The following is a 13698-nucleotide window of genomic DNA, read 5'->3' as shown; positions in this document are numbered from 1 at the left end:
CACACCTTTCAGGAGGACGCTTGCTCAGCGCCATTGCCCGGGTCTTCCGGACGCCTGACCTGCGACGTAAGTTGCTGTTCACGCTCAGCATCATTGCCATCTACCGTCTCGGCGTCTACATTCCCGCGCCAGGGGTCGACTACGGCAACGTCCAACAATGCCTTGAAATGGGCGATACTTCCGGTGGGCTCTACCAGTTCGTCAACCTCTTCAGTGGCGGCGCCCTGTTGCAGGTCTCGATCTTCGCCCTCGGGATCATGCCCTACATCACCGCTTCCATCATCGTGCAGCTGCTGCGCGTGGTCATTCCCCGGTTCGAAGACCTTCATAAGGAAGGCGCGGCCGGTCAGGCGACCCTGACGCAGTACACCCGCTATCTCACGATCGCCCTCGGACTCCTGCAGGCCACCACCTTGGTGTCGTTGGCCCGCAGCGGAAACCTCTTCCAAGGCTGCCAGTTGCCGATCATTCCCGATCAGAGCATTGTGCACATCCTGCTCATGGTGATCGTCTTGACCGCCGGCACAGGCATGATCATGTGGCTCGGCGAACTCGTCACCGAAAAGGGTGTCGGCAATGGCATGTCCATCCTGATCTTCGTGTCGATCGCTTCGGGCTTCCCCTCCTCGATGGGCTCCATCGCCAGCACCCAGGGGTGGGGCGTCTTCACCGGAGTCATCATCATCGGGCTGTGCGTCGTGGCCTTGGTCGTCTTCGTCGAACTGTCCCAGCGTCGTGTGCCGGTGCAGTACGCCAAGCGCATGGTGGGTCGACGCACCGTCGGGGGCAGCTCCACCTACATCCCGATCAAGGTCAACATGGCCGGCGTGATCCCGGTGATCTTCTCGTCATCGATGTTGGCGCTGCCGCAGATGCTCATCCAGTTCAATATGAACCCCGATGGTTCGCTGCCCGGCTGGGCCGCCTGGATCCAAAGCAACTTCAGCGGTAGCAGCCCGTTGTACATGCTCGTCTACCTGCTGCTGACCATATTCTTCACCTACTTCTACGTCGCGATCACGTTCAACCCGATCGAGGTCTCGGACAATATGAAGAAGTACGGTGGATTCATTCCGGGTATCCGTGCCGGCAAGCCCACGGCGGACTACCTGTCCTACGTGCTCAGCCGCATCACGTTCCCCGGAGCCATCTATCTTGGCCTGATCGCCCTGACGCCATTGATCGCCTTCGTCCTGATCAAGGCCGATCAGAACTTCCCGTTCGGCGGCGTCTCGGTCCTCATCATGGTTGGTGTGGGACTGGAAACGGTCAAGCAAATCAACGCCCAGATGCAACAGCGACACTACGAAGGACTTCTGCGATGACCAGACTTTTGATCATTGGCCCGCCTGGTTCGGGCAAAGGAACGCAGGCAGCACGTATTACGGAGCAGCTGGGGATCGTTGCGATCTCCACGGGCGACATCTTCCGTGCCAACGTCAAGGGCGGAACCCCGTTGGGGATCGAAGCCAAGCAATACATGGACGCCGGCGACTATGTCCCCGATTCGGTCACCAACCGCATGGTGCGCGACCGTCTCAAGCAGGATGACGTGGCCGAAGGTTTCCTCTTGGACGGCTACCCGCGCACCTCGGCCCAGGTCGACGAACTCGACGCGATCCTAGAGGAAAACAAGACCTCGTTGGATATCGTCCTGCAGTTGACCGCCGACTCCGATGAGCTGGTGGCACGCTTGCTCAAGAGGGCCGAGGTCGAAGGCCGGGCAGACGACACCGAGGAAGTCATCCGGCACCGCCTGGATGTCTACGAAAAGCAGACCCAGGTCGTTGTGGACCGTTACCTCGAACGGGGTATCGTCCGCCACGTCGACGGGCTGGGCGACATCGACGAGGTCACCAACCGTGTGATGAGCGCCCTCGAAGGCGACGCGTCCTAACGTCACCCGCCTGAACCGACGGCCGCTCCACGTGATCTCTCTCGCGTGGGGCGGCCGTCGCGGCATTTCAGGGGTGTTTACCGAGAAGCACCCCGCAGATGAACAACGAAACAAAGGAACACCGCATGGCATTCGGCCAGCCCAAGATCGAGTACAAGTCCAACGCACAGATCCGTAAAATGAGAGAAGCCGGACTGGTGCTGGCCGAAGCGTTGGACACCGTGGTTGACGCCGCACGTATCGGGACCACGACGGCAGAACTCGATGCGCTCTTCGAAGGCGTGCTGGAACGTCATGGGGCCACCTCGAACTTCAAGGGCTACTATGGGTTCCCTGCCACGATCTGCGCTTCGGTGAACGATCAGGTCGTTCACGGGTTCCCCTCCGACTATGTACTCGCCGATGGGGACGTTCTGAAAATTGATGGTGGGGCCATCATCGATGGCTGGCATTCAGACTCCGCGCGGACCATTTTGGTGGGTACTCCTGACCCCGCCGACCAGCGGCTCTCCGATGTCACCGAGCAAGCCATGTGGCGGGGAATCGCCGCCCTGGCCAACGCACGATTCGTTGGCGCCATCGGAGAAGCCATCGACGACTACGTCAGTTCCGTCGAAGGTGAGCCGTTGGGGATTCTGGAGGATTATGTCGGCCACGGCATTGGCACGGAGATGCACCAGGCCCCGGACGTGCTCAACTACCGGTCCGGGGACCGCGGCGCACGGGTAAAGCCGGGCATGTGCCTGGCCATTGAGCCGATGTTGGTCCGCGGGGGCATCGAAACCCGCACGTTGGATGATGACTGGACGGTCGTGACCACCGACGGGTCGAGAGCCTCGCAGTGGGAACATTCGGTGGCGGTACACCTCGGAGGGATCTGGGTACTGTCAGCGCACGACGGCGGTGCGGCCGGCTTGGCACCGTTCGGGATCACCCCGGCACCGCTCCAGGACTAGGTGCCGCGGCAGAAGAAAGGTCCCCGTCGAGGAGCATTACCACTCTTCCGGCAGGTGCGCAGTGATCAAACCGGGGATTTCGCATATTGGGTTCCAGAGCGTAGGATTATTTGTTGGTTGTCTCTACGTTTGTGCCCAAAAAACACGCGGTCTTATGCTGCTGTCGGGCACGGGCGCTCGTCAGCCACGAACATACACGTCGGAAGCGTCAGCGACCGGCACAAACGTTAGCGGAGGATATGGCCAAGAAAGAGGGTGTCATCGAGGTAGAAGGCGCCGTGTCGGAAGCACTGCCCAACGCGATGTTCCGCGTTGAGCTGCCGAATGGACACGTGGTACTTGCCACTATCTCGGGAAAGATGCGTCAGCACTACATTCGAATCCTTCCTGAGGATCGCGTAGTGGTGGAACTCAGCCCGTACGACCTCAATCGCGGACGCATCGTCTACCGCTACAAGTAGGGACTTCCGTCCTCCCGGTCTTCCGGGGGAGCGAAGGTCGTTATCGTTCCACTGAAACCGCAACCGCAAAGGAAATACCGTGAAGGTTCACCCTAGCGTGAAGCCGATCTGCGAGCAGTGCAAGGTGATTCGCCGTAATGGGCGGGTCATGGTGATCTGCGCAAATCCACGCCACAAGCAGCGTCAGGGCTAAGTCTCCTTCGGGAATCTCAACCTGCGCGTAGTAATCGAATATCGGCAGTACGGCGTCCATTACGCGGGACGCATACCCCCGGGCACGGAGGCCGGGGACCTGGAAACGGGATGTGCTGCCTCCAGACCTCCGAAAATCATGTAAGGAAGACACCAATATGGCTCGTCTTGCAGGCGTAGACATCCCGCGCGAAAAGCGTGTTGTCATTGCGCTGACATACATCTACGGCGTGGGTAGAACCCGTGCAGAACAAACTATTGCCGAGACCGGGATCACCCCGGAAACTCGTGTGAAGGACCTCAGTGACGACCAGCTCCTGCAGCTGCGCGACTACGTTGAGGGCAACTTCAAGGTCGAGGGCGATCTCCGCCGCGAAGTTTCGGCCGACATCCGCCGCAAGGTAGAGATCGGCTCCTACGAGGGCATTCGCCACCGCAAGGGCCTGCCGGTCCGCGGACAGCGCACCAAGACCAACGCTCGCACCCGCAAGGGCCCGAAGCGCACCGTCGCCGGTAAGAAGAAGACCCGCTAAACAGCGGTCCCAGCCAAATACTTCGTAGGAGTTAGCAATGCCCCCAAAGACTCGTGGAGCGGTCCGCAAGCCGCGTCGCAAGGACAAGAAGAACATCGCGCTTGGTCAGGCGCACATCAAGAGCACCTTCAACAACACCATCGTGTCCATCACGGACCCGACCGGTGCCGTCATCTCGTGGGCCTCGGCCGGCGAGGTCGGATTCAAGGGTTCACGCAAGTCGACCCCGTACGCCGCGCAGATGGCAGCCGAGTCGGCCGCCAAGCGTGCCCAGGAACACGGCATGAAGAAGGTCGACGTGTTCGTGAAGGGACCGGGTTCGGGTCGCGAAACCGCCATCCGCTCACTGCAGGCCACCGGCCTCGAAGTGGGATCCATCCAGGATGTTTCCCCGAGCGCCCATAACGGTTGCCGCCCGTCGAAGCGCCGCCGCGTCTAGTTTGACCCAGTTATAGGCCTGTGCCGCCGTCGTCTCCGTACTCCGGGGACGACGGCGGCGCGCGCCAACTGCGGATCATTCGCCCGATCTAGACGGACGCCTGACGGCAGACGTCGTTTCCACCCACATGTGTTGCGTCATATAGCGGATGCTCGCTGAAAGGAAATGTAAGTGCTTATTGCACAGCGCCCCACCCTTACCGAAGAAGTAGTTGCCCCGAACCGTTCACGGTTCACGATTGAGCCCTTGGAGCCGGGTTTCGGCTACACCCTGGGCAACTCGCTGCGCCGCACGCTGCTGTCCTCGATCCCTGGTGCAGCTGTCACCAGTGTTCGCATCGACGGCGTGCTGCACGAGTTCACCACCGTTCAGGGTGTGAAGGAAGACGTCACCGAACTGATCCTGAACATCAAGAACCTTGCTGTGTCCTCAGAGCATGACGAGCCAGTCGTCGCCTACCTGCGCAAGCAGGGCCCCGGCGTCGTCACGGCCGCGGATATCACCCCGCCGGCCGGCGTCGAGTTCCACAACCCGGATCTGCACATCGCGACGTTGAACGCGAAGGGCAAGTTCGATATGGAACTCACGATCGAGCGTGGCCGCGGCTACGTTTCGGCGGCGCAGAACAAGAGCCTTGATGCCGAGATCGGCCGTATTCCGGTCGACTCCATCTACTCACCCGTTCTGAAGGTGACCTTCCGTGTGGAGGCCACTCGTGTCGAGCAGCGCACCGACTTCGACAAGCTCATTGTCGACGTCGAGACCAAGGACTCCATCCTGCCCCGCGACGCCGTCGCTTCGGCAGGTACGACCCTGGTTGAACTGTTCGGACTCGCCCGCGAGCTGAACTCGGCCGCCGAAGGCATCGAGATCGGCCCGTCCCCGACGGACGCCGCACTCGCCGCCGACATGGCTCTGCCGATCGAAGATCTCGAGCTGACCGTCCGGTCGTACAACTGCCTCAAGCGCGAGGGAATCCACACGGTAGGCGAGCTGGTTGCTCGCTCCGAGGCCGACCTGATGGACATCCGGAACTTCGGTGCCAAGTCCATCGACGAGGTCAAGGCCAAGCTGATCGAGCTGGGTCTGTCCCTGAAGGATTCACCTCCAGGGTTTGATCTGGCCGCGCGTGTAGCCGCCAGTGACGAGGACGACGCCGAATTCGGTGACGAAGAGGCCTAAGGCCGCCTTCAAAGTAATGTACTTTGCCCCAAGGCCCGCGCCTTTGCGCGGGGCGGCGGGCTCCATCTAGGAGAAAAAACAATGCCTACCCCACCCAAGGGAAAGCGCCTCGGAGGCGGAGCAGCCCACGAGCGCCTCATGCTGGCGAACCTGTCGACCCAGCTCTTCGAGCACAAGTCGGTCACGACGACGGTGACGAAGGCCAAGCGCCTGCGTCCCTACGCCGAGCGCCTGATCACCTTCGCGAAGCGCGGAGACCTGTCCTCGCGTCGTCGCGTCCAGGCGGCTATTGCCTCGCGCAACCGGACCAACAAGTCAGTGGTGCACGAGCTGTTCACCAACATCGCCCCGGCCATGGCCGAGCGTGAAGGTGGCTACACCCGCATCACCAAGATCGGCAACCGCAAGGGCGACAACGCCCCCATGGCTGTCATCGAACTGGTCCTCGAGCCCGTTTCCCCGAAGCAGGCCGTCGTGAAGGAAGCCACCAAGGCTGCCGAGACGTCCGCTCCGGTTGCCGAGCCCGAGGTCGCCGAGACCGAGGTTCCGGCGGAAGCCACCGAGGCATCCGACGATAAGTAAGGACCGGCCCTAAAGCCGACTCCTCTTCAGAAGGGGCCGGGACCATCCCACGGGATGGTCCCGGCCCCTTCGTCGTGAGCGGCGTGCCCCACCCAAATGGCGCCACAGCGTGCACCGCTTCTAGACTCGGTTCATGAACTTCCCCCTCGACACCGCCAGCGGACGTGTGCCCGACGCTGGAACCGGCGTGGCCGGGGCCAACACCGTGGAACCAGCGACCGTGCGCATCCGCCTGCGCTTGGCCTATGACGGCTCTAGTTTCTCCGGCTGGGCCACCCAACCGGGGCGGCGTACGGTCCAGGGGAGCCTTGAGGAGGCCCTGGGGCTGCTCTTTCGGCGTGACGTCCGCACCACGGTCGCCGGCCGGACGGACGCGGGAGTCCACGCCAGGGGCCAAGTCGCCCATTTTGATCTGACCGAAGCCGAATACCGGGCCCTGCCCCGCGGAAAGAACCTGACCGAAGACGAGGCGCTGCTGCGACGCGTCCGCGGTGTCACGTCCCGCATCGGGGGAGAGGTCTTCGTCCACGAGGCGAGGGCTGCAGCCGATGGTTTTGACGCCCGATTCTCAGCTCTCTGGCGCCGATACAGCTACCGCATCGCCGACGGGCAGCATCGGTGGGACCCACTCACCCGGTCCATGACGTTATGGCATCCGCGGGAGCTGGACCCGGGCCTGCTGAACGCCGAGGCACAGGTTGCCCTCGGCCGACATGATTTCCTGTCCTATTGCCGGCCCAAGAACTTCGCCACCACCATTCGGACCCTGGAAGCATTTACCTTTACCCGGGCCGAGGACGGCATATTAGTGGCCAGCCTCCAAGCCGACGCGTTCTGCCACAACATGGTGCGCACCCTCATCGGCGCGGTCCTGCGGGTCGGCGATGGGGAGGAAGCTCCGGGATGGGTGGAACGTCGGATCGCGGAGCCGATCCGAGACCATCGGACCCGCATGGCTGCACCGCATCCGCTGGTGTTGGAACAGGTGGCCTACCCGGAAGACGACCAGCTGGGCCTGCGTGCCGAAACCACCCGCGCGCGGCGTCGTCCCGAAGACCTGCAACGATCCTGAGGCGCCCTGGGGCCCAGAACAGGGGAGCAGTAAAGGCCCGGTATCGCGGCTTTTGGTGCCGGGCCGCGCATACGGTAAAGTAGGCTGCTGTTGTGCATGTCCTATGCCTGACACAACTTTTTCCGCGTGACGGCCCAGTTGCAGGGCCCTGGTCTGTGGAGACTGCAGGCAGCTGATGGATGGCCGGTTAGATTCAGACCTCACCTGAAGAACTGGTACAGCGCATCGATAACACAGTGCTCTTCCCTGCTGGTGGATCTCACAGCTGCCGCAGGTGGAACGCTTGACCAGTATCCAAGGAAACGAAGGCAATAAACGTGCGTACGTACACTCCGAAGCCCGGCGACGCAGATCGCCAGTGGCACGTCATCGACGCCACTGACATCGTGCTGGGCCGACTCGCCAGCCAGACCGCAACCCTGCTGCGCGGCAAGCACAAGGCCACCTATGCAGCTCATATGGACATGGGTGACTTCGTCGTCATCATCAACGCCGAGAAGGTTGCCCTCACCGGCGCCAAGCTCGAAAAGAAGCGCGCCTACCGCCACTCCGGTTTCCCGGGTGGTCTGAGGTCCGTCAGCTACGCCGAACTGTTGGAAAAGAACCCGGTTCAGGCAGTTGAGAAGGCCATCAGGGGCATGCTTCCCAAGAACTCCCTTGCTGCTCAGCAGCTGGGCAAGCTCAAGGTCTACCGCGGAGCCGAGCACCCGCATGCTGCCCAGCAGCCCAAGACCTTCGAAATCACCCAGGTCGCGCAGTAGCGCTGGGCCCCGAAACAAGAGACTAGTTTTCAAGGAGAATCGTGGCTCAGAACACTGAAGAGCTGAATGAAACCGAGGGTGCGGCTCCGTCCGCCTACACCTCCGAGTCGTCCCCGGCGGCCGAAGAGACCGTCGTCAAGGAACGTCCGGCACTGACTGTCGGTGGCTCCGCCGTCGGCCGTCGCAAGCAGGCTATCGCCCGCGTTCGGTTGTCCCCGGGCACCGGCCAGTGGACCGTCAACGGTCGCACGCTGGAGGAGTACTTCCCGAATAAGCTGCACCAGCAGGAAGTCAACGATCCGTTCAAGCTCCTGGAGCTCGACGGTGCGTATGATGTGATCGCCAACATCCACGGTGGCGGGCCTTCCGGCCAGTCCGGCGCACTGCGCCTGGGTGTTGCTCGCTCATTGAACGAGATTGACCGCGAGAACAACCGTCCGGCCCTGAAGAAGGCCGGCTTCCTGACTCGTGACGCCCGCGTCATCGAGCGCAAGAAGGCTGGCCTCAAGAAGGCACGCAAGGCCTCGCAGTACTCGAAGCGTTAATCTGCTTCCCTGGAACCGCAGGGTTCCCACCGAGGGCCCCACGGCATATGCCGTGGGGCCCTCGGCCGCTTAATGGGGCCGTGCGAGGGTGAAAGTGTGGCCGGATCGTTGCCAGCCGCCACATTTTTATCGTTTCCGGGCGATAAGATGGGCGGGATGGCTAGATTATTTGGCACCGATGGTGTGCGTGGAAAAGCAAACGAACTGATCACCCCGGCACTCGCCATGAACTTGGCGCAGGCAGCAGCAGTGGTGCTTGGTCTGCGAACTGTTGCCGAGGGAACCCGCCCGGTGGCCGTGATCGCACGTGACCCTCGAATCAGTGGTGATTTCATTTCCGCAGCCATCGAAGCTGGTTTCGCCTCCGTGGGGGTCGACGTCTTCGATGCCGGCGTCCTGCCGACCCCGGCGGCCGCCTACCTCATCGCCGATATCGAAGCGGACTTCGGTGTTGTGATCTCCGCTTCCCATAACCCGGCACCCGATAATGGCATCAAATTCCTGGCCCGCGGAGGCCAGAAGCTCTCCGACGCTCAAGAAGATGCCATCGAAGCCGAGCTGGATCGGGAGTCCCCCCGGCCGCTCGGCGCGGACGTGGGCCGGATTCAACGCTTCGCGGATGCGGAGGACCGCTATGTGGTCCATCTGCTCAAGACCATGCCGCACCGTCTTGAAGGGCTGAAGATCGTCTTGGATTGTGCCCATGGCGCGGCTAGCGGTTGCTCACCGGATGCCTTCGCCGCCGCTGGGGCAGAGGTGGTGGTGATCGGGGCGAATCCCGATGGAAACAACATCAACGACGGTTGCGGCTCGACCCATTTGGAGATGCTTCAGGCGAAGGTCCTGTCCGAGGGGGCCGACCTGGGTATTGCCCACGACGGGGACGCCGACCGGTGCCTGGCCGTTGACAACGAAGGCAGCGTCGTGGACGGGGACCAGATCATGGCCATCATGGCCGTGGCGTTCAAGGAAGCCGGCAAGCTCAAGGATGACACGCTCGTAGCCACGGTCATGAGTAACCTGGGTTTGAAGATGGCCATGGAGGCCGCGGGCATCACCATCGCCGAAACAGGGGTGGGGGACCGCTACGTTCTGGAGGGCATGCGCGACGGCGGGTTCACCCTCGGTGGTGAACAGTCAGGGCACGTGATCTTCTCCGACTTCGCCACCACCGGTGATGGCGTCCTGACCGGTTTGCAAATCGCCGCGCGCGTGGCAGCCACGGGGAAGACCCTGAAGGAATTGGCGGCCGTCATGGAGGTCCTTCCACAGGTGCTGATCAACGTGAAGGGCGTGGACAAGCACGCCGCGCACTCCAACGCAGCGGTCTCATTGGCCGTCCAGGGCGCGGAAAACGAATTAGGCGGTGCCGGACGGGTATTGCTGCGTCCCTCCGGTACCGAGCCGGTCGTCCGGGTGATGGTCGAGGCGACCGACCACCTCGTCGCCGACGATGTGGCCAGCCGGTTGGCCGGTGTCGTCAAGAACGAATTGGCGCTCTGACCACAGAGGCCGGCAGGTCGAACAGAACCTAACCATGAAAATCGAGCGGGCCCCGTCCTGAGACGGGGCCCGCTGGGTTTATCCGGTTGCAGGTAGCAGCCGGTCCTTCAAGGAAAACTAAGTACGCGGCTGGAGGGAGTCGCGGATTTCGGTGAGCAGGAGGACTTGTGGATCGATTTCCTCCTCTTCGGGAAGAATGCCCAGACGGGCGTTGCGGCGTTCAATCATCTTGTTCATGGGCATGACCACGACGAAGTAGATTGCCGCAGCGACGAGCAAGAAGTTGACGACTGCGGTGAGCAGGACGCCGATCTTGATCGCGTGCTCCGGGCCGACGGCCAGGAAGTTATCGAAGTTCGGGGTGCCGACGAGCACCGAGATCAACGGCATCAGAACGCTGTTGACTAACGCATCGATCACTGTGGCGAAGGCGCCACCAATGACGACGGCGACGGCAAGGTCAACGACGTTGCCCTTCATGATGAATTCCTTGAATCCCTGTAACATGCGAACAACTATACAGATGTCTGCCGGGCACGTGGGGATTTAGATCCAATGGTTTTATTGATGACCTGTTGGTCAGATTTTGCGCAGCAGCATGCGCCGGATTGAATGATCGCTGTCCTTGGTGAGCACCAGCTGGGCGCGGCCACGGGTGGGAAGGACATTCTCCCGGAGGTTTGGTTCGTTGATCCGGCGCCAGATCCCCAAAGCGGTTTCGCGGGCTTCATCGTCGGACAGTCTGGAGTACCGGTGGAAGTAGGAGGCAGGATCCGCGAAGGCGCCGCTGCGCAGTTTCATGAACCGCTTGACGTACCAGTTCTCGATCGCCTGGGTCTGGGCGTCAACGTAGACGGAGAAATCGAAAAAGTCGCTGAGCGCCAAACCGGCCGTCCCATCGCTTCTGACCTGGGCCGGGGCCAGCACGTTCAGTCCCTCCACGATGAGCACGTCGGGGCGGTGAACGACGACTTCCTTGCCGGGGACGATGTCGTACGTCAGATGTGAGTACCAGGGGGCACGAACCTCCTCGGCACCGGACTTCACCGCCGAAACGAAGCGGAGCAAGGCGCGCCGGTCGTAGGCCTCAGGAAACCCCTTGCGATGCATCAGCCCGCGGCGTTCCAACACTTCGTTGGAGTGCAGGAACCCGTCGGTGGTCACCAACTCGACATTGGGGGTATCCGGCCACCGGCGCAACATCTCCTGGAGTACGCGGGCCGTCGTGGACTTCCCGACGGCCACGGAGCCGGCAACGCCGATGACGAAGGGGGTGCGTCGGGTCGATTCGCCCAAAAAGGTGTTCGTGGCTTGATGTAACTGTCCGGCTGCCTGCACATAGAGGTTCAGCAGGCGGGAGAGGGGAAGGTAGACGTCCTTGATTTCCTTGAGATCAAGTTTTTCACCCAACCCACTGAGCCTGATCAGATCCCCCTCGTCGAGCGGTTGGGTGATCTCGTTGGACAGTCGTGCCCAGGTCTGCCGGTCCAGTTCCACAAAAGGGGAGACTCCGGCGTCGTGGTCTCGGGGGGCGCTCACCACTGAATTGTGCCAAGCAGGTCCTCGTATTCCCAAACCGGAGCGCAGCCACCAGCCGTGGCGGCCACTCGTTTCGGGGGCCGGAAATGATCAATATCGGTTCTTCGGCGCGGTATTCTTGTGCGCATGTGTGGAATTGTTGGCTATGTAGGCCGTCCAGAAAAAACGACCGGTAACCATGGGGCCCTTGACGTGGTTCTGGAGGGGCTGCGCCGGTTGGAATACCGTGGCTACGATTCCGCAGGGATCGCGGTGATCGGAGAAGCAGGGCTCGAATCGCGCAAGAAGGCCGGCAAGCTGGCCAATCTGATCGGCGAACTCGAAGCCCGTCCGCTGCCGCCGTCGCTGACCGGCATCGGCCACACCCGGTGGGCCACCCATGGTGGCCCCTCTGACGTCAATGCTCACCCGCATCTGGCCGACGGCGGGAAGCTGGCCGTCATCCACAATGGCATCATCGAAAATTTTGCAGATTTGCGCGCCGAACTCCTCGCTGCTGGCCATGTCTTCGACTCGGAAACCGACACCGAGGTTGCCGCCGTGCTGCTGGGCGATATCTACACTCACGCCGGCGGCGGGGATCTGGCCCGCTCCATGCAGCTGGCCTGCCAGCGGCTCGAAGGCGCGTTCACTCTGTTGGCCATCCATGAAAGCCAGCCCGGCGTGGTCGTGGCCGCACGACGGAACTCGCCGCTGGTCCTCGGGCTCGGGGAGGGCGAGAACTTCCTGGGCTCCGACGTCTCCGGCTTCATTGACTTCACCCGGCGTGCGGTGGAACTGGGGCAGGACCAGGTGGTCACCATCACCCCGGATCATCACGTCATCACCGACTTTGAAGGCAACCCTGCCGAAGGCACCGAATTCCATGTTGATTGGGACGCGGCAGCCGCGGAAAAGGGTGGATTCGATTCCTTTATGGAGAAGGAGATCTTCGACCAGCCGGCCGCCGTCGCCGATACCCTCCTGGGCCGGTACGACGCCGAGGGCCGGATGACCCTCGACGAATTGCGGATCGATTCCGCGGAGCTGGCCGATATTTCCAAGATCATCGTGCTGGCCTGTGGAACCTCCGCCTACGCCGGCTCCGTCGCCAAGTACGCGATCGAACATTGGTGCCGCATCCCCGTGGAGGTCGAACTCAGCCACGAGTTCAGGTATCGGGACCCGATCGTGAACGCCAACACCCTGATCGTCTCCATCTCCCAGTCGGGGGAGACCATGGATACGTTGATGGCAGTGCGCTATGCGCGCGAACAAGGGGCCAAGACGCTGTCGATCTGCAATACCAACGGTTCCACGATCCCGCGCGAGTCAGACGCCGTGCTGTACACGCACGCCGGCCCCGAGATCGCCGTGGCCTCGACCAAGGCCTTCCTGGCGCAGATCACCGCCACCTACGTGCTGGGACTCTATCTGGCCCAGTTGCGCGGCAACCTGTTCACCGGCCAAATCAAGGACATCCTGGCCGACCTGCAGGACATCCCCGCCAAGATCCAGGACATCCTCGACCGGGCGGAGGAGATCAAGACGCTGGCCCGGTCGATGTCCGAGGCCAGCTCGGTGCTGTTCCTGGGACGCCATGTCGGTTACCCGGTAGCCATGGAAGGGGCCTTGAAGCTCAAGGAGATCGCCTACATCCACGCCGAAGGTTTCGCCGCGGGCGAGCTGAAGCACGGGCCCATCGCGCTGATCGATGACGGCCAGCCGGTATTCGTCGTCGTGCCCTCCCCGCGGGGACGGCATTCACTGCATTCGAAGGTCGTCTCTAATATCCAGGAGGTCAGGGCGCGAGGAGCCAAGACCTTGGTGATCGCCGAATCCGGGGACGAAGCAGTCAGGGACTACGCCGAATTTGTCTTCTACGTTCCGGAGACTCCGACGTTGTTGATGCCGCTGCTGGCCACCGTGCCGCTGCAGCTCTTTGCCTGTGAACTGGCCAGTTCCAAGGGCTTTGACGTCGACCAGCCCCGCAACCTGGCGAAGTCCGTCACGGTCGAGTAGGCAGATCCGCACCCGCTGAAGGAGCCCGATGTGTT

General features: G+C 62.1%; 16 protein-coding genes. 14 read left to right on the top strand and 2 right to left on the bottom strand.

Annotation, left to right across the window (positions count from 1 at the left end; genetic code table 11):
- Positions 1–20 precede the first annotated feature (20 nt).
- The 13 genes from secY to glmM all read left to right on the top strand — a co-directional run bounded on the left by secY (position 21) and on the right by glmM (position 10123).
- A complete protein-coding gene (secY, locus tag AC3ZI9_RS12485; protein ID WP_096223374.1) occupies positions 21–1325 on the top strand; it encodes a preprotein translocase subunit SecY in 1305 nt (434 codons plus the stop codon).
- Positions 1322–1897: an adenylate kinase gene (locus tag AC3ZI9_RS12480; protein WP_096223373.1), complete on the top strand. Its 576-nt coding sequence runs from the start codon at positions 1322–1324 to the stop codon at positions 1895–1897. The genes secY and AC3ZI9_RS12480 overlap by 4 nt, the downstream gene beginning before the upstream one ends.
- Positions 1898–2022: 125 nt before the next feature.
- Complete coding sequence (gene map / locus AC3ZI9_RS12475) at positions 2023–2853, top strand: type I methionyl aminopeptidase (RefSeq protein WP_087000335.1); 831 nt, start codon at positions 2023–2025, stop codon at positions 2851–2853.
- 239 nt (positions 2854–3092) lie between these two features.
- Entirely contained in the window at positions 3093–3314 is a 222-nt protein-coding gene (gene infA, locus AC3ZI9_RS12470) for a translation initiation factor IF-1 (protein ID WP_007271050.1), read from the top strand.
- A gap of 79 nt (positions 3315–3393) precedes the next feature.
- On the top strand, positions 3394–3507 hold the full coding sequence (rpmJ, locus tag AC3ZI9_RS12465) for a 50S ribosomal protein L36 (protein WP_087000337.1): 114 nt from the start codon (positions 3394–3396) through the stop codon (positions 3505–3507).
- Between the two features lie 157 nt (positions 3508–3664).
- Positions 3665–4039 carry a 30S ribosomal protein S13 gene (gene rpsM, locus AC3ZI9_RS12460; RefSeq protein WP_087000339.1) on the top strand — a complete coding sequence of 125 codons (375 nt, stop codon included), beginning with the start codon at positions 3665–3667 and terminating at the stop codon, positions 4037–4039.
- A gap of 37 nt (positions 4040–4076) precedes the next feature.
- Positions 4077–4478: a 30S ribosomal protein S11 gene (gene rpsK, locus AC3ZI9_RS12455; protein ID WP_087000341.1), complete on the top strand. Its 402-nt coding sequence runs from the start codon at positions 4077–4079 to the stop codon at positions 4476–4478.
- Between the two features lie 171 nt (positions 4479–4649).
- Positions 4650–5660 carry a DNA-directed RNA polymerase subunit alpha gene (locus tag AC3ZI9_RS12450; RefSeq protein WP_087000343.1) on the top strand — a complete coding sequence of 337 codons (1011 nt, stop codon included), beginning with the start codon at positions 4650–4652 and terminating at the stop codon, positions 5658–5660.
- Between the two features lie 81 nt (positions 5661–5741).
- Entirely contained in the window at positions 5742–6242 is a 501-nt protein-coding gene (gene rplQ, locus AC3ZI9_RS12445; protein WP_443425081.1) for a 50S ribosomal protein L17, read from the top strand.
- Positions 6243–6375: 133 nt separating this feature from the next.
- Positions 6376–7314, top strand: coding sequence for a tRNA pseudouridine synthase A (locus AC3ZI9_RS12440; protein WP_443425082.1), 939 nt, complete (start codon positions 6376–6378; stop codon positions 7312–7314).
- Positions 7315–7631: 317 nt separating this feature from the next.
- Complete coding sequence (gene rplM, locus AC3ZI9_RS12435; RefSeq protein WP_087000349.1) at positions 7632–8075, top strand: 50S ribosomal protein L13; 444 nt, start codon at positions 7632–7634, stop codon at positions 8073–8075.
- A 41-nt stretch (positions 8076–8116) separates the two neighbouring features.
- Positions 8117–8620, top strand: coding sequence for a 30S ribosomal protein S9 (gene rpsI / locus AC3ZI9_RS12430; RefSeq protein ID WP_087000351.1), 504 nt, complete (start codon positions 8117–8119; stop codon positions 8618–8620).
- A 156-nt stretch (positions 8621–8776) separates the two neighbouring features.
- A complete protein-coding gene (gene glmM / locus AC3ZI9_RS12425) occupies positions 8777–10123 on the top strand; it encodes a phosphoglucosamine mutase (protein ID WP_087000353.1) in 1347 nt (448 codons plus the stop codon).
- A 117-nt stretch (positions 10124–10240) separates the two neighbouring features.
- Here glmM and mscL read toward each other — a convergent pair whose 3' ends face one another.
- Together mscL and coaA are read right to left on the bottom strand one after the other, a co-directional pair.
- Positions 10241–10630 (bottom strand): large conductance mechanosensitive channel protein MscL, encoded by a 390-nt coding sequence (gene mscL, locus AC3ZI9_RS12420; RefSeq protein WP_087000355.1) that lies wholly within the window; start codon positions 10628–10630, stop codon positions 10241–10243.
- Positions 10631–10702: 72 nt separating this feature from the next.
- Positions 10703–11662: a type I pantothenate kinase gene (coaA, locus tag AC3ZI9_RS12415; RefSeq protein ID WP_489923654.1), complete on the bottom strand. Its 960-nt coding sequence runs from the start codon at positions 11660–11662 to the stop codon at positions 10703–10705.
- Positions 11663–11788: 126 nt separating this feature from the next.
- Between coaA and glmS the strand changes: the two genes are divergently transcribed.
- Positions 11789–13663, top strand: a complete 1875-nt coding sequence (glmS, locus tag AC3ZI9_RS12410) for a glutamine--fructose-6-phosphate transaminase (isomerizing) (protein ID WP_096223371.1) — start codon at positions 11789–11791, stop codon at positions 13661–13663.
- The last annotated feature ends 35 nt before the right edge of the window (positions 13664–13698 follow it).

It is taken from the genome of Arthrobacter sp. AOP36-F1-5 (assembly GCF_058137995.1).
The sequence above is the reverse complement of the archived record's forward strand: the minus strand, read 5'-3'. Positions and strand labels throughout refer to the sequence as shown.

Bases quoted from the DNA above. Each gene is read 5' to 3' on its own strand.
- map (WP_087000335.1), top strand. From the start codon at position 2,023: ATGGCATTCGGCCAGCCCAAGATCGAGTACAAGTCCAACGCACAGATC.
- AC3ZI9_RS12440 (WP_443425082.1), top strand. From the start codon at position 6,376: ATGAACTTCCCCCTCGACACCGCCAGCGGACGTGTGCCCGACGCTGGA.
- mscL (WP_087000355.1), bottom strand. From the start codon at position 10,630: ATGTTACAGGGATTCAAGGAATTCATCATGAAGGGCAACGTCGTTGAC.
- glmM (WP_087000353.1), top strand. From the start codon at position 8,777: ATGGCTAGATTATTTGGCACCGATGGTGTGCGTGGAAAAGCAAACGAA.
- AC3ZI9_RS12480 (WP_096223373.1), top strand. From the start codon at position 1,322: ATGACCAGACTTTTGATCATTGGCCCGCCTGGTTCGGGCAAAGGAACG.
- glmS (WP_096223371.1), top strand. From the start codon at position 11,789: ATGTGTGGAATTGTTGGCTATGTAGGCCGTCCAGAAAAAACGACCGGT.
- rpsM (WP_087000339.1), top strand. From the start codon at position 3,665: ATGGCTCGTCTTGCAGGCGTAGACATCCCGCGCGAAAAGCGTGTTGTC.
- rplQ (WP_443425081.1), top strand. From the start codon at position 5,742: ATGCCTACCCCACCCAAGGGAAAGCGCCTCGGAGGCGGAGCAGCCCAC.
- rpsK (WP_087000341.1), top strand. From the start codon at position 4,077: ATGCCCCCAAAGACTCGTGGAGCGGTCCGCAAGCCGCGTCGCAAGGAC.
- infA (WP_007271050.1), top strand. From the start codon at position 3,093: ATGGCCAAGAAAGAGGGTGTCATCGAGGTAGAAGGCGCCGTGTCGGAA.